The organism is Terriglobus saanensis SP1PR4 (assembly GCF_000179915.2).
Taxonomy (GTDB): Bacteria; Acidobacteriota; Terriglobia; order Terriglobales; family Acidobacteriaceae; genus Terriglobus; species Terriglobus saanensis.
In genome coordinates this window covers 74289-97990 of sequence record NC_014963.1, presented here as the reverse complement: position 1 = coordinate 97990, position 23702 = coordinate 74289, and the positions used below count along the sequence as shown (strand labels likewise).

Here is a 23702-nt window from a genome sequence, read left to right as displayed (position 1 = left end):
TATGGGATGCGCAAAGCGCATCGTTCGCTCGAAGAGCGACCCCTCCGAGAACAGGCCCACCACCCCTAAAGCTCCGCCAAAACAAAACAAACCCGACCCACAATAAAATCCCCAGGCGCCTCCGTCTGGAGCAACCGCACTAACTGCACCGGAAACTCCCGCGCATACGGCCTGAGCACCAGCCTCGACTCCTCCAGCGTCACATACCGCAGCGAAAGCCCCGACCCATGCCGCACCGCAAACACCGACGGCTGGTGCGCGCTATAAGGCGCAACCGAGTTGTAATGCCGATCCAGAATGACGACCGCCCCCGAAGGCAGAACCGGTTCCATCGGCGCAGCCTGCTGCGCATCGATCCGCAGCGCCACAAAGCGCTGCCACTGCCCCCGATGCGGCGCAATCCTCGGCCTGTTCCCATGCAGACGCGCCGCGGAAACATACACCGTCTCCTGCGTGGCGGCGGGCGCAATGCGCGGCTCGCCCATCGCCGCCGCAGCCGAGACGACCGGAACGGACTCCAGCGGATCCGCCTGATCCGGCGGCTGCGTCGCTGAAGCTGCCAGATCGATCGGTAGAATCTGCTCCACCGTCAGCCCCTGCGACTCCAGGACCCGGTCCAGCCCCTCCAGCGAAAGCGCCCGCTTCTTGTTGAGAAAGTTGGAGATATGGGCCTGCTGGAAGCCGGCCATCCGGGCCAGCACCGATCCCGTAAGTCGGCCTGCGGAGATGCGGCGCTCCAGTTCCGCGCGGAGAAGTTCGTGGAGGTTCTGAAAGTTCATAGTGGGACACACTCCATAGCATTTCGCAAGACGAAGATAAAGCGAATATATATCTTCTGGCAACGGATTAAAGCCTGCTTTGATTGATTCCTAAGCGTTTATTTCAAGTTGCCTTTGAGGAAATCTTTATGGTTGACACGCTATTTGTCGCTAGCTATAACCGTGAAACTTCATCCGAACCGGACGAATGCAATCGCCCAGGCGATTGGCAAGGCGGTCGACTCAGTCGCGCGGACAACCGCGCTTTTCCCAAGACCGGGACCTCTGCTGCAACACGAAGGTAGGCCTGAAGGAACGGTGAACAGGAGCCATAAGAGCTTCGTCGCCCTTCTGCAAGCTGAAACCAAAACCCGGAGAGCCACTCCGACCTCTGATCAAGAAGGCTCGACGGACGAACAAACTGGAGAGAGACGATGAATCACTTGCGCTTGGACTTGAAGGTATGTGAAGGGTGCGGAGGTCTTTGGATCCGCGCCGGTGTAGCCCAGGGGGTGTATTGCCGACGGTGCGCGGCGTGCCTGGCGGAGTTCCCTCCGCCAAGACGCCGCAGCGAGCGAGCCCGTCGGCAACGCAGAACGATCTCAGGATCTGGGCCGGAAGTAGGAGCAGGCATGGGGCCGTGTGGGTCCCGGAGAGAAGGTGCGCGATGAGTACAGCCGTAATTCTGCCCATGGTATGGGCGACAGCACAGACGCAGAAGCCCGTGCAGACAGAGATGCCCCGGAAAGAGCTGGTGCAGGCGACGCCGGAGATGGCGTTCTACCGCAAGTACACAGAGGGTATGCTGCGGCGGTACATGAAGCTGTCCATGGAGTCGGGCCGCGTGCCGTCAATGCTGGGACGAGAGATCTTTCGCGGCAAGGTCACGAACTATCGCGTGAACAGCTTCGAAGACGTCGTCATCTTTGTGACGGACGTGGAGCGCGCCATGGCCGAACTGGATAAGACAGCCCAGACACTCCTGAAGCGGATCGCGATCCAGGAGTATACCCACGGCGAAGTCGCGGGCATGTTGGGGATGAGCGTCCGCTCGGTCATCCGTCGCTACAACGAGTCGGCGGACGAGCTAACGGCAATCTTCCTGCGCAAAGGCCTACTCATCCCGCTTGTGGAAAGCTATGCAGGAAAAACCTGTCAAGGGGGTGCCTAAGGCTTATAGCCACCAAGCACCTGATTGCAAAGCAAATAGAAACCCTCCAAAGTTGGCAGAGTTACCCCACCCAAATTGCTATTCTAAAAAGGTAGACAAAACAGTCTGAACCGCAGCAAGAGGGGAACGCACAAAGCGTTCCCCTCTTCGCATTCGGAACAACATAAGAGACCCGTGCCCCATTCTTTCGCGCTCTTTGCGAAAGGGTGGGGTCGCGCAGAGCGCACAAACCGGATCTCTAAGGCTCCTCCTTTGTCATCCCGTAGCGAAGCGAAGGGATCTGCTTTTTTGAGAACTCAACACAGGGAACCGAACCCCGGGTGCCCCATACATCGCAGCCTCATCGCGATGTGTGGGCCATGCGCGAAGCGCATCCCTGAAGGAACAACATGCAAACAATCGAACCAGAAGTACCCGCGACCGACAAAGACCCACCCCCAACAGAATCCAGAATCGAACAAACAGAACGCCTCCTCAAAATCCGAAGTAAATCCGGGGCAATTATCCCGCTCACAGCCAACACCGCCCAATGGAACTACGAACTCAACCGCAAAGAAAAGAACATCGTTCTCAAAGCCCGGCAAATGGGCATGAGCACATGGATCGCAGGACAGTTCTTCCTCAAAACCATCCAGACACCCGGAACCATGACCGTCCTCGTCGCCCACACGCGCGAGGCAACAGAACAGATGTTCCGCATCGTGCAGCGCATGTGGGAGAACCTTCCCGACGACTTGCGTGAGGGCCCAGCAAAGCGCTCCCGCGCGAACGTCGGACAGATGGCCTTCCCTGCCCTGGACTCGGAGTTTCGCGTCGTCAGCGCAGGCGAACAAAACGCTGGGCGCAGCATGAGTATCCAGAACCTGCACTGCTCCGAGCTCTCGCGCTGGCCCGGCGATGCGGCATCAACGCTGGCAGGATTAAAGGCAGCACTCGCACCCGGCGGAGAAATGGTATTGGAGTCGACTCCCAACGGAGCCTACGGCTGCTTCTACCAGGAGTGGATGGAGGCCGAAGCGCAACGCATGGCGCGCCACTTCCTCCCCTGGTGGATGGAGCCGACCTACCTCGGCGCGAGAGTCGAAGCAAGCGACTGGACCGAGGAAGAACGCGCTCTGGTCTCACGCGAAGGCCTCCGCCCCGAGCAGATCGGCTATCGCCGCGAGCTGCAAAGGACCTATCGCGGCATGGCCCGTCAGGAGTTTGCAGAAGACGCCGTAAGCTGCTTCCGCGCCAGCGGCGAATGCTTCTTCGAACTCGACGCGATCGAGGCACGCTTGGCAGAGCTGACGCCTCCACTCGCAAGCCGCCGCAGCGGCAGCCTCCTGCTCTGGATGCCACCCGTCAAAGGACGGCGGTATCTCATCGCCTCCGACCCCGCAGGCGGAGGAAGCGAAGGCGACTTCGCCGCCGCACAGGTCGTGGACATCGATCTGGGCCTGCAATGCGCGGAGCTGCGGCAACGCCTCAACCCGCGCGAGCTCGCCGAAGTCCTCATCGATCTGGCGCGCGAGTACAACGGTGCCCTGATCGTCGTCGAGCGTAACAACCACGGCGCAGGCGTCTTGGCCTACCTGGAGAAACGCGGCGTAGCCGTCTATGAAGAAGGTGGACAGGCAGGTTGGCCGACCAACTCCGTAACGCGCCCAAGGATGCTCGCCAGACTGAACCTTCTGCTCAACGAGCAGCCCTGGCTCTTCAAAAGCGAGCGCCTGCTGACCGAATGCCGCAGCTTCGTCCGCGGCCCCGGCGGTCGCCCCGAAGCCGCCACCGGCGCCCACGACGACTGCGTCATGTCCATGGCCATGGCCCTCGCGGTAAGAGAAGAAGTAGCGAGAACCTAAACCATCGGCCACTCGAAGATCCTGTGTCCTCCCTCGACAGAGTTGAGGGATTTCTCTCTCCGGAAACCATACGAGGCTTCCTCTATACACATCCGCAAATTGTTATGCTGCTGCGAGAGGGTGGGGGGACACACGTGGCGGTTTTGGCGGTACAGGCAATTCGCAGAATGCGCGGTGGAGCGCAGAGCCAGCTCATGCTGGGAGCGGATGGCAAGCTCTGGGTCGTGAAGTTTCAGAACAATCCCCAGCACCTGCGTGTGCTGGCGAACGAGTTGATCGCAACGCGGCTCGCCGAAGCGGTGGGTCTGACCGTACCCGCAACGGACGTGATCGAAGTTACGGAGTGGCTGGTAGAAAATTCGCCCGAGATGGTGGTAGACCTCGCACGCGGCGGCCGAGAGCGATGCGCCCCGGGCCTGCAGTTTGGATCGCAGTTCGTCGGCGGCCTTGCCGTAGGTGTGGGGCCGGGGCGCGTTCTGGACTACCTCCCGGAGGAGCAACTGAGCGAGGTGCGCAATGTGGCCGAGTTCGCCGGCATGCTCGTAATCGACAAATGGACGGGCAACGCCAACGGTCGGCAGGCCGTCTTTTCACGAAAGGTGCGTGAGCGGAAGTATACGGCGACGTTCATCGACCAGGGATATTGCTTCCACGCCGGAGAGTGGAAGTTCGAGGACGCTCCTCTGCGTGGCGTCTACGGCCGCAACAAAGTCTACGCGGGCATAACGGGATGGGAGAGCTTCGATCCCTGGTTGACGCGCGTAGAACAAATGTCCGAGGAGACGCTCTGGTCCATTGCGGAAGTCGTCCCTCCCGAGTGGTACGGAGGGAATACGGCAGAGATAGAGCAGTTAATACAAGAAATGTTGGCAAGGCGTTCCCGTGTGAGGGAGCTCATCGTTTCGTTTAGGGATTCAAATCGGGAACCATTTCCGAATTGGGGCCGAAAGATTGTGCCGCCAAGCGTTATGGGTACACCGAATTTCGTAATGTAGCGAAAGACACTGACCCTAACCGGGAGATGAGGCACTAGAGTGGCCCTTGAATTGCACCGGAGTGACTGGAGAGTCTTATTGGCAAGTCGCATGGAATGCGAGTTCTTTCTCGTCCGGTATGTTCCGGATACGGTGAAGAACGAGTTTGTAAACATCGGCGTCCTTCTGCGGGAAGCCGGGCGAGCGGAGAGTACTCGAGTACGCTTCACCCGCGATTGGAGCCGCGTACGCTGCCTGGATCCCGACGCCGACACGGCCATGCTCGAAGCCATGGAGACAGAGATCGCCGAGCGCCTGAAGCTGGGCGAGCACGACTTCAAACCGGTGCTGCAGGTGATGGAAGACACCCTGTCGAACTCACTCCAGCTCACGGAGCCGCGTGGCTGCCTGGCCGAGAACCTCTCCGCCGAAATGGAACAACTCATGCGCATGTACGTCGAAACGGTACGCGAACGGGTCATCCGTCCCAGAACGGGACGGGCCGCCATCGCCGCCACGATGCGCGAAGAGTTTGAACGCGCGAACGTCTGGGACCTGATGCGCAAAAGGATCTCCGCATCGCAGTACACGCGCGTGGGCGATCCACTAAAGATCGACTGTGGCTACCGTCCGAACGGCATCATCCGCATGTTCCAGGCGATCTCCCTCGAAGGCGACCTGGAAGCAGCCAAGGTACTGGCGTTCTCCTCCTCAGGCCTGCGCGAAGGCGTGCAGAGGCTGGAGGGCGCATCGCTGGAGCTGACCGCAATCGTAGAACCTCTCCGCGAGATGGAAGACGAGACCGCAGCAGTCGAGCGGTACCGCTTCGGCGTGGAAACCATGGAACGCGAATCAATCCGCGTCTTAACCGTAAGCGACCTGGAACGCGTAGCTCAAACCGCCCGTCGCGAACTGAACCTCTAAACCAACAAATTATTAAGAATTAGCTAACTCTTTGTGCCCCATTCTTTCGCGGCTTCATCGCGATGTGTGGGTAATGCGCGCAGCGCATCCCTGAATATCTGCGAGAAAGCCGCAGAAGAACGGCACACAAAACGACATAAAAATGCGCAGCCTCTTGGCTGCGCATTTTTATGCAAGAAAGGACCGAACAGTGGCAGGAGTAAAAGACCGAATACGAGGAGCATGGAAGGGCCTGCAAGCGGGCGAGACAAACACAAGAAAAACCACACCCCTCCCCGCCCTGCTGACACCCTACCGCCGCCTCCCCATCCAGGGACAAGGCATCTCCCCAAAACCCACAGCAGCGAACCTGCGCAAATTCGCTGAAACGCCCGTAGCCCGACGCGCCATCAACATCGTCAAAGACCGCATCGCCTGCATGGACTGGCAGGTCCGCCTCAAACGCGACGCAACCACGAACTCCACAACCGTGGAAAAACTCCGCGAAACATTGGAAGCACCCAATCCAGGAGACTCCTTCCGCACCCTCATCGAGCAGGTGCTCGAAGACCTCCTCGTCGGCGGCTTCGGCGCCATGGAGATGGAACTCACCGGCAACGCCGACCTTCCTTTCCGCCTCTGGCCCGTCGATGGCGCGACGGTACAAGTCAATGCCGAATGGAACGGCAACGCGGAGACACCACGCTACGCCCAGGTCAACACGCGCGCAGGAACGGAGAAATCCATCCCTCTGCTCGATCGCGAGCTGATGTACCTCCGCCTGAATCCGCGGACACACACGCCCTTCGGCCTGGGTCGTCTCGAAGTCGCCTTCGAATCCATCCGCTCCTTTCTCGAAGCCTCGCGCTACGCCGGTCGTCTCGCAGGCAACGGCGTGCAGCAGTTCGCTCTGTGGATGGAAGAGACCACACCCGCGCAGCACGAACGCATGGTGCGCTGGTGGCAGGACGAGATCGAAGGCACGGGCCAGGTGCCCATCCTCAGCAGCGAAAAGAAGCCCGAGGTCCTGCGCTTCGCGGGCGGTACGGATGCCGACCTTCACCTCGGCTGGCAGGAGTTTCTTCTGCGCATGATCGCAAACGCCTTCGACCTTCCGCCCATGCTGCTCGGTCTCGAACACGACGTCAATCAATCCACCGCGTCCGAGATGGCGGACGACGCCTTCGAAGGCGCAATCAAGCCCGTCGCCAAACTGCTCTCCGAACACCTCACGCGGGACCTCTTCGGCAAACGCCTGGGCCTGCGCGACGTGGAGTTCGTCTTCAACGATCTCCTCAGCCGCGACGAGACGACCGAGACCAGCGTGCAGCTCGATCTATTGAAAGCAGGCGTGCTCACCGTGGAGGAAGTGCGTGCGATGCGTGGCCTGTAAAGAGCAAGTCAGCAGGTCAGCGAGCCAGCGAGTCAGTTTTTTGAAAAGGGGTGAAGAGATGCGGTTGGATGCGATGGCGGTAGAGTTCCCCGTGGTGCAAGGGCATCCGAATCGGCGGCCGTTCGAGGGTGTGTTGACGCTCGTCGATGTAGCCAGCGACAAAGCGCCCACAGGAGCGCGTGGACACAAAGTCGTGTTAACGCGCGCGGCAGCGGAGGCGGCCCTGCCGTCCCTGCTGGGTATGGCGGTGGATTTCAAAACAGGTTGGGATGGACATGATGCGCAGCGCAAGTGCGGCATCATCACGTCCGCCCATGTAGCGAACAACGAACTGCGCGTAAGCGGATACCTCTTCGCCCGCGACTTCCCCGAGATGGAGCGTGAGTTGGTCGCGCACGGCAACGAAGTCCTGGGCATGAGCTATGAGCTCGCCGATGCGCACGTGGAAGACATGCGCGCCCCGGTATGGCGGCTCACGAAAGCGACCTTCACCGGAGCGGCAATTTTGCTGCGCGAAAAAGCAGCCTACCGTTCGACGCGCTTTCGTCTGACGGCAACAACAAAAAGAGAAGGCCGCATGAGAGCGGCCGGAGGACAACGATGGAATTAAACGAAACAAACGATGTGGCCCTTGTAGCCACAGTAGAAGACACGCTGGAGCTGAGACTCGAAGCAGCAGAAGCAGAGATCCGCGCCTTGAAAGCCACGGCAGAGACAGGCCGCAAAACACGATCAACCCAGACACTCACGAAGCCCGGCGTCTCTGCCGTGGAAACGATAACGGCCAGCGCACTGGATCTCGCTCTAACGAGCTTAAGCGTAGAACAACGCATCGCCGTAAAAAGCGAACTCCTCCGCTCCGGCCTCCTCCGCTAAACAAGAGATCTGTTCGTGCCCCATTCTTTCGCGTTCTTTGCGAAAGGGTGGGGTCGCGCAGAGCGCGCAAACCAGATCCACAAGGAAACCCAAAACCGGGTGCCCCATGTCCCGCTTTTAGGACATGGGTTGTACGGGTGCCGGGTGCCCCACACATCGCAGCTTCATCGCGATGTGTGGGTAATGCGCGAAGCGCATCCGCGATGCGCGCACCATCAACCCTTGTCACCCGCGGCACACACTTTGTCATCCCGCAGCGAAGCGGAGGGATCTGCTTTTTAAACACCCCTGCAGGAAAACCCACACAGCACAAAACTTCCCCTCAAGGAGAGAAAAAATGACCGCAACCTTCCAGGACATCCACGCCGCCGCAGACTTCATCGGTCCCGGCGCCATCGAAGTCCCGCAGTACCAGACCGAAATCACAGACATCGTCCGCCGCCGCGGCGTCTTCGGTCAGCGCATCAAGCAGGTCCCGGCCACCGGCCACCCCTCGCGCTTCTTCGAGCAGACCGGCATCCCTTCTCCGACGCCCACCGCTGGCTTCGTCGATCCGCGCAACATCGTAGCCACGGTCGTGAACCCGACGCGCGTCGAACGCAGCGTTCCGCTCAAGGCCCTCGTCGCACAGTTGAACTACAACCTGTTCGACCTCGAACTCGGCCAGCAGCAGAGCCAGTTTGCGTACCTACAGGCGAAGGACCTCGCCGACACCGTCGAAGGCGTAATGCGCGCGCACGATGTCGCGCTGTGGAACGGCAACGACACCAGCCTGAGCGCACCCACCACAACCCAGTACTTCGGTGCGGCAGCCCAGATCGTCGCCAGCGGAAATACCACCACCGTTGCCGTCAACGCAAGCATCGTGGATGCCTTCAAATCGACCATCGCACTCATGGTGGCGAACTCCAGCTTCGCCGTGCGGCCCACAGCGATCTACGCGAACCCCGTTCTGCTCGACCTCATCGACCGCGAGATGAAGACCGAGTTCAACGTCGTACTCAACACACGAGAGATCGCAGCTGGCGTCAGCGTGAAGACGCTCAGCACGCAGGCAGGCGAGATCCCGCTCATCCCCGAATGGACGCTCGGTACACCCGGCTCCGGCACAGCCGTCCTGCCCGCGTACATCGTGACCGAGGACATGATCGAGTACCACTGGCTCACCGATCCGAATCCGCGCGTCTTCCAACTCGGAACGCCCGGCTCGCTCGCCTCGCAACACGTCGTCGTGAAGTTCGGCGGCGTGGTCGTGAAGGGTGCGAACTACGCGCACTACCAGGTGTTGGTGAATCGCTAGGGACGAGCGAGTCAGCCATGTGCCCCATTCTTTGCGCAGTTTATCGCGCAAAGAATGGGGTCATCGCGAAGCGATCCTTCGAGCGAAGCTCGACCCGGCAACAGCAGATTCCTCCGCCGCGCTACGGAAGGACAAAGGAGACATTCGTCATCTCGACCGAAGCGACAGGCTCTATCGTCGCGTAGCGGAGAGATCTGCTTCTCCCCCTCCACCAACTTGTCATCCACCCACTTTGTCATTCCGCAGCGTAGCGGAGGAATCTGCTTTTTCTTTTCGGTAAGTCAGTTTTTCTGGAGGTAAGAATGAATTATTTACAGGCTGCGGAGTTTGAACAGTTCGGCCTGGACGCAGACACAACCAACGATCTCGTAGCAGCAGCTTCCGCCATGGTCGATGGCTTCTGCCGTAGGCCAGGACTCGCGGTGCAGCAGTATACAGAGCGTCTGCGCTTTGCCCGTGGAGGCACAAGTGTGTGGCTCAGCTATCTACCGCTCGCCATCGTTGCACCCGCAACCAGCGCTCTGGTGCAAGTGCGCGCACGTTTGAATCTACGCAGGCAGAGCCGCTTCGCCGGAAGCTGGTTGCAGGACGAAGCCTTGGCCTTCGCTCTGCCGGGCACATGGAGCGATCTCGACGTCACCAGTATCGATGTCTCGGTGACAGGCGAACTCTCCATCGCACCGCACCTCTTCGGTCTTGTCTACGACGAAGCGGAGATCACCTACACCGCAGGTTGGAGCGTGATCCCTGATGCGGTAAAAGTAGCCTGCGCGCAGATCGTGCGGAACGCACAGGCCACTCCGGGTTTGAACGTGAAGGGGACAAAGGTGGACGCGATGCAGATGGAGTACTTCTCCGGCGTGTTGGTGGATGACGAGACGAAGCGTCTGCTGAAGCCCTTCGTAGCCATGAGGCTGGGATGAGACAGAATCGCGGTGCCGCCATGCGGCGCGTTGGCCTGTCCACGGTGCGCGCTCTTGGACAGGGTGCGGTCACACTGAAGATCCCTGTCGCTGTTGCAACCGGAGGCGACACCGTTCAACTGGGCTTAGTAGCCCCGCAGTTCACCGACGTGCTCATCGCAGAAGCGATCGTGCGTGCAGGAACAGTGGAAATGCCAGCGGATACCGTCCACTCTGCGTTGAGTCTCAGCGACGTGGACGCGGTCGTGAACTCTCTCAGCGAAACAGGCGGCATAGTCGTCGGCGAAGACTGGTTCACGATTCTCGGTGTGGACATCGTGAGTTGTTTCGGCGAAGCCTGCCTCTACCGCCTGCAAATCAGCCCAGCGAAATGAAACGCGGTACGTGCCCCATTCTTTCGCGGCTTCATCGCGAAAGGGTGGGGTCGCGCGGAGCGCACAAACCTGATTTCAAAGGAAACTTCTTTGTCATCCCGGAGCATCCCTCCCGCACATCGCAAAAGCGCGATGTACGGGGCACCCAGAGTTTTGGCGTGCGCCACAGGACCGGGTGCCCCATACATGCGCAGCTTCATCGCGCATGTGTGGGTTATGCGCGATAGCGCATCCATGGGGTCTCTGAAACAACAGATCCCTCCGCTGCGCTACGGGTTGACAAAAGGAGCGGATAAGAAAGGAGAAAATGCAAAACACAAAAGACACGTTCTACCTCGCCCTGCGAGACCGCCTGGCCCTACGAAACCCCACACGCACCTGCGTAGTCCGCGGACAGACCAGACCCGCAGTCCTCGTAGAAGAAAACGAACTACCCACAGCAGAGGCCCCGGAAAGCGTCTATCGCCTGCGATGGACGAAGCGCACCACCGACCTACAACAGCCGATGCCTCTCGACACAGCACTCTGCGAGATCCGGTACAGAACGACTCCGTATGAACTCGATCGCGGACGAGAGATCGATGCCATGGACCTGGACCTCGACGCGATCCTGCAACCGCGCGCCATCGCGAAGCGAAGCTTCAGCAGCACCGGAGCAACGACATTGCAAACGAACCTCTTCTGGCAGGAGACCGAAGCGCGCACCACAACCAAGGATGGAGATCGACTCGCAATCATCGCCGTCTCCGCGTATCGCGAGGAGGGTGATCTATGAGCAACCCAACAGCAATACCCGGCACGGCTCCTGCAAGCGAACGCGTGCGTGCTTTCTACGCGCCCGTGCGGCGAGACAACGGAACACCCACACCCTTCGATCCAGCCGCTCAGGGACGCTTCTCTCTCGACGCGCCACCTACAGGATGGATCGACCTGGGATGGGTACACGACTTCAAGCGTGCGAGCGAGACAAAAGTAGAAGCGCTGCAAAGTGGAGCACCTTTGCTGGTGCGCGGGCAGACGAGGAAACAGGCAGGCGCAGAGGTCGCTCTCAGCTTCGACACGTGCGGCAACTTCGCTTGTTTTGACAGACGCGAGCGAATTCGCTGCGGGCGATCTTGTGGCCGTCGATGCGGACTACGCGGGACAAACAGGCTATGTCGGTGTAGGCGTGAGCGGTGCCTATGTGAAGTCCGCAGACGCAGTGGCAAACGACTCGCAGTACATACGCCGCATCACCTACAACGTGGGACGCGTGGTGAGTGTCTCTACGAACACACTCACGCTGGCCACGCCTCTGCTTGCGGGCGCGCCCGACCCCACCATGAAGGTCGCAAAGATCATGGGCTTTCTTGACCGCGAAGGCGGCAGCTTCTTTCACGAGTGGTCCGCACTGTTTGTAGTGGATGGTGTGCAGGGAGACCGCGTGCTCTACCACTATCCGCGTCTGCAGATCGCGGAGGGCGCGGCGGAAGAAGCGGTCCCGCTGACAGGGGCGATGACGATGTGGCGGCTGGCCGCGCGGTTTCGCGCGTTGCCGGTGGTGGACGCAACGGATGGCGAACAGGCGCTTTGCTTCCGGAGTTATCTCCCGGCGATGCGGCAGACATAAGGAGGGAAGATGCGATTGCTGATCGACAATCTGGATGGGCAGGGCGTGCTGGACTACAGCGCATGCCTTTCGCCTGCGGGACCGCTCACGGTTCGGCGCAGGCTGAACGCAATCTCGGAGTGCACAGCCACACTCTGCCTCGTGCCGTTGGGCATGGCGGTCCCCGCGCGGCGCGCGCGTGTCTTCGTCACGACCGACGCCGGCAACGCGCTCTTCACAGGATACCTCGTGAGCGAACCTGTTCCCGACTTCGACGAAGTGGCGACGCGCTCCGACGCTTCTGCATTTCGCCTGGAAGCGTTGAGCGATGAGTGGCTTCTGGATCAACAACCGGTGACGCAGAACGGGGCGGTGCTGAGTTCGACGGTGGGCGACGTGGCGCGCACGCTGGCGCTGCGCAGCGGATCGAACATGATCGATACGTCGGGAGCGACGCTGGCGACTGCGGTAGGTGTCTTTCACCCGCAGGTCGGAGAGACGGTCTCCGCCAACCTGGGCGCAGCGGCCGCTGGAGGATATGGAAGCTATCGCGTTCTGAATGGCGCTCTGTCGCTGGCGCAGGCAGGGACGAACACGGTGGACTTCACGCAAAGCAACGGAACGCCGGCGCTACGCGATTTGCAGTTTGCGCAGGCACGCACGCTGGTGAACGACATAACGGTTGCGGGAGAGATGGAAGGCACGGCGTACATCACGGAGGTCTTCAGCGGCGATGGAACCACACAGGCGTTTCAACTGGCGGAGAGGCCCTTTGCACTATCGGATGCCGTGATCGTGAGCGATACCTTTTCTTCCGCGAGCTTCGACACAACGGTGTGGAAGGGCACCGATCCGGGATCGTTTCTGAGTCTGACGGGCGCTGGCCTGACGATGCGCGGAGGCAATGGCTTCGACGGGCAGACGGTGCTTGCGTTGATCGACTCCATCGAGATGGCAGGAACGCTGGTGGTGGAGGCGGATGGTGTGTTGCTGAATGCAGGAAGCGATGGCGTGCTCTGCGCCTTCTACAGCGGACAGACGGTGCGGGCCGACTGCATCGCCGGTGTGAGCATTCGGCAGACCAGCGGACAGACCGTTGCCATCGCCCTCATCAACGGTGTGGAAAGCGGAACGGCGATGCCCATTGCAGCCGGGCATGCATATACCTTCCGCGTGCGTGTCCACTGCAACGAGACACTGCGCGTGCTGCAGACGTACTCCGCACGCGTGGCGGGCACAGTGACCCAGTTCGGCGGAGGCCTTGTGGATGGCGGCCTGAGCATCGTCATCGAGGCGCGCGACCAGGGGCTGGCTTCGAGCACGGCGGCAAGCATTCTCTTCGATGGCACGATCCCCGCTTCGCCTGCGGTGTGCCGATTTGCGGTAGTGGATGCGGTGCAGATGTTTGGGTCGGTCGCAGCGGTCTCCGTCGAACGGACCGGTTCAGCGTGGGTGGTCAGCAGGCATGCGGATGGAAGCGAAGCGACGAGGCTGCTGGGCGCTGTGGGCGAAGGCCTAGATGGATCGCTCTCCAGTGGCGGCTTGCTGACGTTCTATCCGGGAAGGATTCCGGCGGCGGGCGAGCAGGTGCTGGTGAAGTATCGCCGGGCTGCACGGGCCATCGCACGTTTGCAGGATGCTGCGAGCGTGGCCGCGGAGGCATCGACGGGGCTGCCGGGCGTTGCGCAGTGGGTCGGACAGGTGAAGTCGCCGGTGGCGCGCGGCAGCGCCGATTGCGAGAACGCCGCGGCGGCGATGCTTGCCACCTCCAGCGATCGCGTCGCGGCGATGCAGGGCAAGTGCTCCGCGGATGAAGTCCAGGCGGTGGCGGATGTATGGCCGGGAGATCTGCTGAAGGTTTATTCCGCGCAAGGCACGTGCGAAGTGATGGTGCGTGCCGTCACGTTGACCGATGGCAACGCGGCTCCAGAGTGGATTGGATACACGATGGAGTTTGCCAACGACTGGGCGAAGAACGTGTCGATGACGACGTCCAACGCTCTACCTGCAGACACAGAGGTGCCACGCCTGCCCTCGTTGGGAGCGGCTTCCGTGCTGGCGAACCTGCCGGACCTGAAGCTCGTGAGTGCCTCCGCTACGGTGTTGCAGATCGACTCCGGTCTTGCGCCACCTGAGGGCGGTGGCGTTGAAGTGCGCCGAAGGGACGCGGGGTTTGGCGTCTCCACCGGCGACGACCTGGTGCTGCGCAGCCCTGTGCGGAGCTTCCAGATTCCGCGCCTCGCGGCGAGGGAGCAGTTTTTTATTCGGATGTATGACGGTTCGACACCCCCGCTGTACTCGCGCTTTTCGAGCGCGATTTATGCGGATGTGCCGGTGGGATAAGGAGGAAGTATGACTGATTTTGAAGGACAGGTTTTAGCGGACCTGAGTGCATTGAAGAGCCAGATGAACGCGCTGCTGGGTGTGGGTCAGCCGGGACGTCTGCATCTGCTGGAAGAGCGTGTCGAGCGGCACGAACGAACAGTGCAGCGGTTGAAGGGGATGGGCGGCGTGCTGGGCATTCTGCTGACGATGTTTCACGTAGCCATTGATTTTCTGCGCCGCTAAGCGCGCGGAAGAAAAGAGGAAGAGATGAATTTTCTGAAGCTGTTTTTACGTGGGCTGGCGCTGCTGCCGAGCCTGATCCAGGGGATTGAAGCGATCTTCGGAGCGAAGACCGGGCCGCAGAAGAAGGATGCGGCGCTGTCGATTGCGAGTTCTGCGATCAATGTGGTGGATGCCGTGGCTTCGAAGACGATTGTGGATAGCGGCAAGTTCACGAAGGGGTTGGGGATGGTGATCGATGGGGTCGTGGAGTGTTTGAATGCGAGTTTGTGGGCTAAGTCGTAAAAGTTGAGAAGCAGGTCTCTCCGCTTCGGTCGAGATGACGAAAATTATGGGTTCGAGATGACGGACTTCGTGGCCAAAAATCTACTCGTAGCGCGGGGCTTCGAGGGAGGTTTAGGTTCGCCGCCTTCCACGCGGGAAGGATGACGCTCACGCCTTTCGAAAAGGCAGCACTTTTGCGCACCAGCCACCGTCATTTCGACCGACCGGAGCGAAGCGAAGGGAGCGGAGAAATCTGCTTTTGCTATGTGCCCAAGGCACATCAGATCGCGCTTCGCGCGAGGACAAAAGCGGGGTGGATTCATGTTCCAAGTGCAACGTTTTTTACTTTATCTGGGTTTTGCCAGAAGTGTACGAAGTCGAAGTCACCTTGTGGTAGGAAGAGTTCAGCTGGGGCTTTGTTTCCGAGGGATTTTCTGATTCTTGCGTTGAGCTGCATGGCGATTTCGTCGAGTTGCTGCTGGGAGTAGACGCTGAGGTCCTGTCCCTTGGGGAGGTATTCGCGGACCAGGCCGTTGGTGTTTTCGTTGATGCCTCTTTCCCATGGGCTGTGGGGATGGGCGAAGTAGACCTTGACGCCAGACTTCTCTGTGAGGGTGCGGTGCTGGGCCATCTCCCTTCCCTGGTCGTAGGTGAGGGTGAGGCGCATGGGGCTCTGGAAGCGGTTGAGGATGGTGGCGAAGGCGTTGGCGGTGGTCTCGGCGCGACCGTCCTCGAGCTTGACCAGGGCGAGGAAGAGCGTGGTGCGCTCGACCAGGGTGCCGACGCGGGAGCGGTTCATCCTGCCCTTGATGAGGTCGCCCTCCCAGTGGCCGGGAACGAGACGCTCGTCCACCTCGGTGGGCCGCTCGTCGATCAGGGTCATGCCGTCCACGAAGGGCCGCTGGTGGCGGTTGGGATCGCGTGTGCCGCGCTGGGGACGCTTGCGTCGCAGAAGGCGCAGCAGCTCCGTGCGCAGCTCGCCGCGCGGCATGGCGTACAGCGCGGTGTAGATGGTCTCGTGCGAGATGCGCACAGGCTCGGGCATACGTGACAGTGTGGACGCGATCTGGAACGGACTCAAGCGCTGGTGAAGATACCGGCGAACTTCGGTCCATAACGGAGTGCCCGGCACCAGCTTCCGCTCCACGCGGGGCTTGCGATGAGCCTGCCGCGCCCGCTGGCCGGCACGCCGCGCCACGTAGCCGCCGTTGCCCCAGCGACGGCTCTGCGCACTGCTCTCGCAAGACCGCTTCCAGCCGTTGCGGCGCAGCTCCCGCGTCACCGTCGATCGCGAACGCTGCAGACCGGCGGCGATCGACGCTGGTCTCCAACCCATCTGAAGCTGACTCTGAATCACAACACGCTCAAAATCATCCAGCTGAACATAACAATTCCCCATATACAACACTCCTATCCAGAAATGTTGCACTTGGATCTTGAGACCAGCCAGATCTCTCCACTTCGCTGCGGGATGACAAAAGAGCTTTTGTGTCGGGCGGAGCGCACAAACCTGATCTTGGTGGAGATCCAAGGAATGCGCTTCGCGCATTACCCACACATCGCGATAAAGCTGCGATGTATGGGGCACCCGGTTCTGGGGTTTCCTTTGAGGATTAACGTGGCAAGAACCACTCCCACTTATAATCGTTGTCTATGCAAAAGCCGTTGATCGGTGTGGTGATGGGAAGCAGCAGTGATTACGCCGTGATGCGCGAGACTGTGGCTCTGTTGGAGGAGTTTGGCGTGCCGCATGAAGCGAAGGTCGTTTCGGCACATCGCACTCCGGACCTGTTGTTTCAATATGCGGCGTCGGCGCGGGGCCGTGGTTTGAAGGTAATCATCGCCGGTGCCGGCGGCGCGGCGCATCTGCCGGGCATGCTGGCGGCGAAGACGATTATTCCGGTGCTGGGTGTGCCGGTTCCCGCAACGGCGCTGCAGGGAATGGATGCCCTGCTTTCGATCGTGCAGATGCCGAAGGGCGTGCCCGTCGGCACGATGGCGATTGGTCGCTCCGGCGCTGCGAACGCCGCTCTGCTGGCGATTGCGATGCTGGCGGTGGAAGATGCTGCGCTTGGAGACAAGCTGCAAGCGTGGCGGGATGCGCGCGCGGAACAGGTCATGGCAGAGACTCTGCCGCCGGAGTCTGCGGAGTGAGCGCGATTCTTCCTGGCGCTACGATTGGAATCTTTGGCGGTGGACAGCTTGGCCGGATGATGGCGATGGCTGCGCGCGCTATGGGGTACAAGGTCCACGTGCTCGATCCCGACCCCGCATGTCCTGCGGGATATGTAGTAGACGAGTTGATCGAAGCGGGATGGAAGGACACATGGGCCGCGGCGAACCTGGCGCGTGAGTGCGCCGTGGTGACGCTGGAGATTGAGCAGGTACTGATCGCCAGTCTGGACGCTGCGGCAAAGTTTGCCCCGGTGCGGCCGGGATCGGCGATGCTGGCGATCATTCAGGACAGGACCGAACAGAAAGACTGGCTGCTGCGGAACGGATTTCCCGTGGGCCGATACCGTGTCTGCCGCACGCTGGAGCAGTTGCGCGAAGCCGTCGAGGCGTTGGGCGGCAAGTGTTTCGTGAAGAGCGCGATGGGCGGATACGACGGGCGCGGACAGGCGAAGATCGGGTTTGCCGCGGGCGCGACCGCCGAAGACGAGATCACCGAGGCATGGGACGATCTGCGCGGCGGGCCCTGCGTTGCGGAGCAGGCCCTGGCTCTGAAGCAGGAGATCTCCGTGATGGTGGCGCGTTCTCCGCGTGGCGAAGTCACGGTGTTTCCCGCAGCGGAGAACCATCACGAGCACCAGATCCTGGAGTGGAGCGTCATCCCGGCAGGAATTTCAACAGAGATTGAAGCGCGCGCGCGGAAGATTGCGGGCGAGATCGCCGACGCCTTCAACCTGGAGGGTCTGCTTGCGGTCGAGATCTTTTTGACCGAAGAGGGTGAACTGTTAGTCAACGAGCTTGCGCCGCGACCGCACAACAGCTATCACGGCAGCGAGCGGGCCTGTGTGACGGGGCAGTTTGAGCAGGCGATTCGCGCGGTGTGCGATCTGCCGCTGGGCGATGTGAGTTTGGTGCAGCCGACGGCCATCGCGAATCTGCTGGGCGAGGTCTGGCTGGATGAGAGCGGCGAAGCGCGCGAGCCGAAGTTCGATGAGGCCCTCGCGGTGCCTGGGGTGCGGCTGCATCTTTATGAAAAGCTGACACCACGTAGAGGACGGAAAATGGGGCATTTAAGTGCGGTTGGGGCGAGTGCGGGCGAGGCTTTGGAGAGGGTTTTGGAGGCTAAGGGGCGGCTTTAGTCGTCCCCTTCCGCCCTGTTGTCATCCCGTAGCGTAGCGAAGGGATCTGCTTTGTTTCCTCAGAGATCCGGTTTGTGCGCTCTGCGCGACCCCACCCTTTCGCAAAAAGCCGCGAAAGAATGGGGCACAAAAAAGGGTATTTCTGCGTATTCTCTGGAGTGAAACTTTTTATACTGCATCGCATCGAACCTATTGACTTCGACCTCTGGGGAGTGTTTTCCTTAGAGAGTCTTAGTAGGAGAAGCTACAGCATGCGAATTCGTGAGAATGATGGTGTTGAAGGCTAGCTCGTTAGCCTCAGACTAGCCTTGTATTGAGTATGAACTTTGCCTGACCGGCAGGAATGTTCGTTACCTCATAGATATATCCATATCCCCTCCAGCCTCTTCCGTCATCGTACGGAGAGGCTGTGAGTTTCTGGGTTACGTGATACGGTCCGGTAATCTGGCAGTCCAGACGATGGCCTGTTCCCTCCTGGAGATAGACTTCCAGGCGATACAGGGGCAGTTCCTCCTGCGTAAGTGCCGAAAATTCAATATCTTCTGAGACGCTTTTGAGCCTGCGAAAAAGACCCGGCCACTGAAAGGTGATCTCAAACTTCCGCTTCTCTCCTGGCTGGATCGGGGGTAGGAAGAAGAGGCACGCCCGTTTGCGGCGCTTTTCGTTCTCCGAAGGCAGATAGACGATGTTGCAGCCGGGAGAACTGAGGTCGCGCACCTTGTACTGGAGGGCGCTGAGCGAGCTTGCGGCATCGGCCTCATCCGCCGCTGTGGTAACGCTCTCCCAGAAATGCACCGGCGCGGTGACCGCCTTCATCACCGAATTACGCGTGAGACTTCCGGAGAAGTCCTTGTCGATGAGGTAGCGAAAGCTGAGGGATTCCCATGCTTTAACCTTGGTCTGCTTGCCCTGGTCACGGATCTGCCGGACGGCGACCATCAGCTCATCGAAACCCCGCTCGCTCACGGCCTGGGTGAAGTAAAGCTTGAGCGCAAAAACCAGACTGAGGAGCGCACCCAATGCACCGAGCAACAGGAGTGCCAGGATGAGCAGGAACCACGTCTTTACGGACGGTTCATGCGTTGTCTGATCCGTGGAGACGACATGCGAAAGCCAGAGCGCGAGGGATTTGTCGAAGTCGAAATATTTGAAGGCGATTCCTAGAAACGCCACGAAGGCGGCGGCCACGGCGACGAAGGCCTGCCAGGTCGATTTGCCTGAGAAAAAGTCTTTGATCCGCTCCGCAATCTGCATATCCACCCTGAGGCGCACGGAATTGAGTACCACCAATCCGTAGCAGCTTAGCAGCGAATCCGAGAGGAGCGCCAACGAAAAAATGGCAGGATCCATGAGGGATCTGGCCGCTTTTCGTTGTGAAGGTTTCGGTGGCATTAACAGGAGGAAGCTGAGGGACTTAGAGGTCGGAAGATGGGGCACTTAAGTGCCGTTGAGGGTGAGTGTGGGTGCGGCCTTGGAGAGGCCCCTAGACGAAAGCTAATTTTTGGTCAAGTTATTCATTTGATTGGCTATACCTGATGAGACCTCCAAAAATCAGGCTTGATTTATGGTACGCATGCCTGCATCTAGCGCAGTGTAATTTCTAAGCAAAGCTTGTCTACTCTGTCGCTAACACTAACTAAACATTGCTTCGTGGCCGATATTTACGGTAGAAACAATGACGTACATATGTGACACGTGCATCCGTTTACCGTTGATTCCTGTCTAAAATTTATAGCTTCACCATGGCGTCACGGTATGCTGGTGACGTGGAAGTAAAGAAGCTCCTAGAGACCTACGCATTTAAGCGTCGAGTTTCAGAAGAGTTGTAAGAAGGAGTATTTGTGATGTTGATGAAAAGACGTCGTTCAGGTTCGATCAGTGAAGTGATTGCAGGGATGAATGAACTCGCTGTGTCATATGGTTTGCCGAATGGCCGTTACGATGCTTTGCTGTCTGAAGAGATGGACGAGTTTGACGCTTTGAAATGGGTGACGCTGTCCGCTCAACGTGAGACTCTTCTCCGCCTTGAGGACGAAAAAGCTGATGCAACTCGTGCGCGTGCCGCAGCGAGCGACCCATTCGCTGGCGTTTATAAATTGAAAAGGTCTGCGCCGGTAGCGTTGACTAATTCCCCTGCGAAGCTTGAAAAGCTTGCGGCCTGACAACTGTTCCTATCAAGAATACGCAGCCTGGTTCATCAGTGAGTGCAATGCTCTCCCTCTTGATCCGGGCTGGACTGTCGTTGGGCCATTTTGCGACCCCACCAGTGCAGATGATGTGGCGCCTTGGAATTCGGATTTTGCAATTATCTTTGAGAACGATAGATACGTCCGTGTGGGCGAGTATTTCAGAGAATTGCCAAAACCAAACAGCGGTAAAGGGGCATTGAGCGAGTTCCGTTATCACTACGGCCCATGCAATAGAAATCGCGATACTGATGGTTTTCCCAAGTTCCGGCGAGAAGTCGACCTCCGCATCGATATCGATACACGTAATGGTCGCCACGCTCACTACAACGGAGAGAACCATATCCCCGAGGATAGGTTGACCGGACTTGATTTTGGCACTTTAGAGCCCTTCAAATTCGTGCGAGCAGTCATAGCTCATCGCCAAGGCAATGTTCCCTTAATCGATATTCTGGGCTTTACAGTGGAGCGCTCCTCATGAAAAATACATACACCTATCCCACTGAATATTTTCTGCGCGAAGGTAGAGAAAATCTTGAGAGCTGCCTCAATGCTGCTCTTGAGTCCGCTGCAGCGCATAGCGCGGAAAAGGTCGTAATCTTTACATCTGCGGGCTTGGGTGTCCGAAAAGCACTTGAAGCAATAGATAGCAATGAGCGCTACGCAAATCTAAAGATTATCGCTGTAACCTTTCCCAGCAACACAACTTTGCCTGCAGGTAGTCCCCAAGACCATTTAATTTCCCCTGAAACGGCGGCCTCATTAACCAACCGCGGTATTCCGATTGTACGAGCCCATCTTCCGTTTGCCCCTGTTAAGGCTCACCATGAAGGTCATGGGCTTCTTGGACAAGACTTCAGCCTACTTGGAAACGCGTTGAACATGTTTTGCGGGAGCATGAGTCTCTGTGTCCAGGCTGTTTTATTAGCTTGCGATGCTGGCCATATCGAATTGGGGGAGCACGTTGTTGCGATGACCTCTGATACGGCCATTCTTGCCCGTGCTGCGGGTACTTCCAGACTTCTTACCGATTTGATCATTCGCGAAATCATTTGTAAGCCCGTGCTCCTCACCATCAGCAAGTCTGAAAAGTTAGAAGATGAAACCGCAACCGAGTCGGCGCAGCCTGAAGAGGTTAGTATTCCAATTCTGGATCTTGAGGCATCTTCAGATTGAGATCGCAGTTTAATTTACCTACACAAAAGGGCAGCAGACTCTCATCGAGTCCGCCGCCCTTTTTGATTTAAACCACGCGGAGCGATTCGCCGTCCGCGCAGGACTAGCCGATGTCTTCCGACCAGTTTTCGAGGACGTTTTTGAAATCGGTCATGAACTTGCCTGCGTCGGAGCCGTCGATGATGCGGTGATCGAAGCCGAGCGTGAAGCGCTGGATGTAGCGGATGGCGATGACGTCTCCGCCGTCCTGGTCCTGGATCACGAGGGGCTCTTTGTTAAGCCCGCCGATGCCGAGGATAGCCGACTGCGGCTGCGCGATGATGGGCGTTCCGAACTGTTCGCCGAAGATGCCGGAGTTGGTCAGCGTGAAGGTGCCGCCAGAGACATCGTCCGGAGCGAGCTTCTTGTTGCGTGCGCGGTTGGCGAGATCGACGATGCCGCGCGCGATGCCGAGGAAATTCTTCTCCTCGGTCTGCTTGAGGACGGGCACGATCAGTCCCCAGTCCAGAGCGACGGCGATACCGATGTTGATGTTCTTGTTGTAGCGGATCGCGTTTCCGCCCTCGATCGCCGAGTTCACGATGGGGTGCTTCGAGAGCGCGACGACTGCGGCGCGCGTAATGAAGGGCATGTACGTGAGCTTGACGCCGTTGCGCTGCTCGTACTTGTTCTTCTCCTTGTCGCGGATGCGGGCGATGCGCGTCATGTCCACCTTGAAGACGGTGTGGACGTGCGCGTTGGTGTGCTTCGACTCGATCATGCGCTGCGCGATGATGCTGCGCATCTTGGTCATGGGAACGAGTTCGCCCGGCTGCGGCTGGGCGGCTGCCGGTGCGGCTGGCTTGGCCGGTGCTGCTACAGGTGCAGCGGCGGCTACTGGTGCGGCTGCGGCAGGCTTGGCGGCTGCGGCAGGATTCTGCAGGTGGCCGAGGATGTCTGTCTTGGTGATGCGGCCTGCGGGGCCGGTGCCGGGAACCTGGTGAAGATCGACGGCGTTCTCCTTGGCGATCTTGCGGACGAGCGGCGAAGAGCGCGGTGTTTCGCCAACGCTTGCCGAAGCTGCCGGTGCGGCAGGTTTTGGATCTCCGGGAGCAGCTGGCGCCTGCGTGGGTGCAGCGGCGGCGGGCTTGGCGGCGGGAGCGGATCCAGCCGCGCCACCGATGATGGCGACGACGGTGTTGATGGCGACCGTGGTGCCTTCGGCGGCCTTGATTTCGGTGAGGGTTCCGGCGACGGGCGAAGGGATCTCGGCGTCGACCTTGTCCGTGGAGATCTCAAAGATGGGCTCGTCGCGCTGGACGGTGTCGCCAACCTTCTTGAGCCACTTGGTGATGGTGCCTTCGGTGATGGATTCGCCCATCTGCGGCATGACGACTTCGGTCGATCCGCCGTCCTGCGCTGGCGCCGCTGCGGGAGTGGAGGCCCCATCGGCCTGCGGTGCGGCGGCTGGCGTGGAGGTGGCGGCGCCTGCGGCTCCGCCGATGACGGCGACGATGCTATTGACGGCGACGGTCTGGCCTTCGGTGGCCTTGATCTCTACGAGCGTTCCGGCGACGGGCGAAGGGATTTCGGCATCGACCTTATCCGTGGAGATCTCGAAGAGAGGCTCGTCGCGCTGGACGGTGTCGCCAACCTTCTTGAGCCACTTGGTAATGGTGCCTTCGGTGATGGATTCGCCCATCTGCGGCATGGGGACGTCGGTGTTCGCGGCGGCTGCGGGAGCAGCGGCTGGAGCTGCGGGAGTGGCATCCTTCTGCGCATCTGCCGGAGGTGCGGCGGGAACGGGAACGCCGGGGGTGGCGCTTCCTGTGGCGCTTGAGGCGGCTGCCGGAGCGCTGGTGGCAGCAGAGCCCTCTTCTGCCATCACGGCGACGACGGTGTTGACCTCTACCGTTGCGCCTTCCTGCACCTTGATTTCCATGAGCTTACCGGCGATGGGGGACGGAATCTCGGCGTCGACCTTGTCCGTGGAGATTTCAAAGATGGGTTCATCGCGCGCGACGGTGTCGCCGACCTGCTTGAGCCATTTGGTGAGTGTGCCTTCGGTGATGGACTCGCCCATCTGGGGCATGACGACGTTGGTAGGCATGAAGGGA

General features: G+C 59.6%; 24 protein-coding genes. 20 read left to right on the top strand and 4 right to left on the bottom strand.

Annotated features, from left to right (window positions below; all coding sequences use genetic code 11):
• Positions 1 to 65: 65 nt before the first annotated feature.
• Complete coding sequence (locus ACIPR4_RS00490; protein ID WP_013566672.1) at positions 66 to 779, bottom strand: hypothetical protein; 714 nt, start codon at positions 777 to 779, stop codon at positions 66 to 68.
• Positions 780 to 1425: 646 nt separating this feature from the next.
• On the opposite strand from ACIPR4_RS00490, the gene ACIPR4_RS00485 reads away from it, so the two are divergent.
• The 15 genes from ACIPR4_RS00485 to ACIPR4_RS00415 all read left to right on the top strand — a co-directional run bounded on the left by ACIPR4_RS00485 (position 1426) and on the right by ACIPR4_RS00415 (position 14954).
• The gene (locus ACIPR4_RS00485; protein ID WP_049780746.1) at positions 1426 to 1929 is read left to right on the top strand and encodes a sigma-70 RNA polymerase sigma factor region 4 domain-containing protein; all 504 of its coding nucleotides are present in this window, start codon (positions 1426 to 1428) and stop codon (positions 1927 to 1929) included.
• Between the two features lie 389 nt (positions 1930 to 2318).
• On the top strand, positions 2319 to 3773 hold the full coding sequence (locus ACIPR4_RS00480; protein ID WP_013566670.1) for a phage terminase large subunit family protein: 1455 nt from the start codon (positions 2319 to 2321) through the stop codon (positions 3771 to 3773).
• A gap of 104 nt (positions 3774 to 3877) precedes the next feature.
• On the top strand, positions 3878 to 4768 hold the full coding sequence (locus ACIPR4_RS00475; protein WP_013566669.1) for a HipA family kinase: 891 nt from the start codon (positions 3878 to 3880) through the stop codon (positions 4766 to 4768).
• Positions 4769 to 4846: 78 nt separating this feature from the next.
• Positions 4847 to 5671: a DUF3037 domain-containing protein gene (locus ACIPR4_RS00470; RefSeq protein WP_144312258.1), complete on the top strand. Its 825-nt coding sequence runs from the start codon at positions 4847 to 4849 to the stop codon at positions 5669 to 5671.
• A 190-nt stretch (positions 5672 to 5861) separates the two neighbouring features.
• Complete coding sequence (locus ACIPR4_RS00465) at positions 5862 to 7043, top strand: phage portal protein (protein WP_013566667.1); 1182 nt, start codon at positions 5862 to 5864, stop codon at positions 7041 to 7043.
• A gap of 58 nt (positions 7044 to 7101) precedes the next feature.
• Complete coding sequence (locus ACIPR4_RS00460; RefSeq protein WP_013566666.1) at positions 7102 to 7653, top strand: hypothetical protein; 552 nt, start codon at positions 7102 to 7104, stop codon at positions 7651 to 7653.
• The gene (locus ACIPR4_RS00455; protein ID WP_013566665.1) at positions 7644 to 7919 is read left to right on the top strand and encodes a hypothetical protein; all 276 of its coding nucleotides are present in this window, start codon (positions 7644 to 7646) and stop codon (positions 7917 to 7919) included. The genes ACIPR4_RS00460 and ACIPR4_RS00455 overlap by 10 nt, the downstream gene beginning before the upstream one ends.
• Before the next feature lie 337 nt (positions 7920 to 8256).
• Positions 8257 to 9219: a hypothetical protein gene (locus ACIPR4_RS00450; RefSeq protein ID WP_013566664.1), complete on the top strand. Its 963-nt coding sequence runs from the start codon at positions 8257 to 8259 to the stop codon at positions 9217 to 9219.
• Between the two features lie 302 nt (positions 9220 to 9521).
• Positions 9522 to 10142, top strand: coding sequence for a hypothetical protein (locus ACIPR4_RS00445; RefSeq protein WP_013566663.1), 621 nt, complete (start codon positions 9522 to 9524; stop codon positions 10140 to 10142).
• Positions 10139 to 10516: a hypothetical protein gene (locus ACIPR4_RS00440; protein WP_013566662.1), complete on the top strand. Its 378-nt coding sequence runs from the start codon at positions 10139 to 10141 to the stop codon at positions 10514 to 10516. Before ACIPR4_RS00445 ends, ACIPR4_RS00440 begins: the two co-directional genes overlap by 4 nt.
• 307 nt (positions 10517 to 10823) lie before the next feature.
• Positions 10824 to 11291 (top strand): hypothetical protein, encoded by a 468-nt coding sequence (locus ACIPR4_RS00435; protein ID WP_013566661.1) that lies wholly within the window; start codon positions 10824 to 10826, stop codon positions 11289 to 11291.
• Between the two features lie 213 nt (positions 11292 to 11504).
• Positions 11505 to 12125, top strand: a complete 621-nt coding sequence (locus tag ACIPR4_RS00430; protein WP_013566660.1) for a hypothetical protein — start codon at positions 11505 to 11507, stop codon at positions 12123 to 12125.
• A 9-nt stretch (positions 12126 to 12134) separates the two neighbouring features.
• Positions 12135 to 14447 carry a hypothetical protein gene (locus ACIPR4_RS00425; RefSeq protein ID WP_013566659.1) on the top strand — a complete coding sequence of 771 codons (2313 nt, stop codon included), beginning with the start codon at positions 12135 to 12137 and terminating at the stop codon, positions 14445 to 14447.
• 9 nt (positions 14448 to 14456) lie between these two features.
• Positions 14457 to 14672: a hypothetical protein gene (locus ACIPR4_RS00420; RefSeq protein WP_013566658.1), complete on the top strand. Its 216-nt coding sequence runs from the start codon at positions 14457 to 14459 to the stop codon at positions 14670 to 14672.
• 24 nt (positions 14673 to 14696) lie between these two features.
• On the top strand, positions 14697 to 14954 hold the full coding sequence (locus ACIPR4_RS00415; protein WP_013566657.1) for a hypothetical protein: 258 nt from the start codon (positions 14697 to 14699) through the stop codon (positions 14952 to 14954).
• A 298-nt stretch (positions 14955 to 15252) separates the two neighbouring features.
• Here the strand turns inward: ACIPR4_RS00415 and ACIPR4_RS00410 are convergent, their stop codons facing one another.
• Positions 15253 to 16332 (bottom strand): IS30 family transposase, encoded by a 1080-nt coding sequence (locus ACIPR4_RS00410; protein ID WP_013566655.1) that lies wholly within the window; start codon positions 16330 to 16332, stop codon positions 15253 to 15255.
• A gap of 254 nt (positions 16333 to 16586) precedes the next feature.
• Between ACIPR4_RS00410 and purE the strand changes: the two genes are divergently transcribed.
• Positions 16587 to 17087 (top strand): 5-(carboxyamino)imidazole ribonucleotide mutase, encoded by a 501-nt coding sequence (gene purE / locus ACIPR4_RS00405; protein WP_013566654.1) that lies wholly within the window; start codon positions 16587 to 16589, stop codon positions 17085 to 17087.
• On the top strand, positions 17084 to 18244 hold the full coding sequence (purK, locus tag ACIPR4_RS00400) for a 5-(carboxyamino)imidazole ribonucleotide synthase (protein ID WP_013566653.1): 1161 nt from the start codon (positions 17084 to 17086) through the stop codon (positions 18242 to 18244). Before purE ends, purK begins: the two co-directional genes overlap by 4 nt.
• A 297-nt stretch (positions 18245 to 18541) precedes the next feature.
• Here the strand turns inward: purK and ACIPR4_RS00395 are convergent, their stop codons facing one another.
• On the bottom strand, positions 18542 to 19594 hold the full coding sequence (locus ACIPR4_RS00395) for a hypothetical protein (RefSeq protein WP_013566652.1): 1053 nt from the start codon (positions 19592 to 19594) through the stop codon (positions 18542 to 18544).
• 491 nt (positions 19595 to 20085) lie between these two features.
• On the opposite strand from ACIPR4_RS00395, the gene ACIPR4_RS00390 reads away from it, so the two are divergent.
• Genes ACIPR4_RS00390 through ACIPR4_RS00380 form a run of 3 tightly spaced genes read left to right on the top strand, consistent with a single transcriptional unit; the run spans position 20086 to position 21606 of the window.
• Positions 20086 to 20406: a hypothetical protein gene (locus tag ACIPR4_RS00390; protein WP_144312256.1), complete on the top strand. Its 321-nt coding sequence runs from the start codon at positions 20086 to 20088 to the stop codon at positions 20404 to 20406.
• The gene (locus ACIPR4_RS00385; RefSeq protein WP_013566650.1) at positions 20396 to 20911 is read left to right on the top strand and encodes a hypothetical protein; all 516 of its coding nucleotides are present in this window, start codon (positions 20396 to 20398) and stop codon (positions 20909 to 20911) included. Before ACIPR4_RS00390 ends, ACIPR4_RS00385 begins: the two co-directional genes overlap by 11 nt.
• Entirely contained in the window at positions 20908 to 21606 is a 699-nt protein-coding gene (locus tag ACIPR4_RS00380; protein WP_013566649.1) for a hypothetical protein, read from the top strand. Before ACIPR4_RS00385 ends, ACIPR4_RS00380 begins: the two co-directional genes overlap by 4 nt.
• Before the next feature lie 103 nt (positions 21607 to 21709).
• On the opposite strand, the gene sucB is transcribed toward ACIPR4_RS00380, so the two are convergent.
• Entirely contained in the window at positions 21710 to 23695 is a 1986-nt protein-coding gene (gene sucB / locus ACIPR4_RS00375) for a 2-oxoglutarate dehydrogenase, E2 component, dihydrolipoamide succinyltransferase (RefSeq protein WP_013566648.1), read from the bottom strand.
• Between the last annotated feature and the right edge of the window lie 7 nt (positions 23696 to 23702).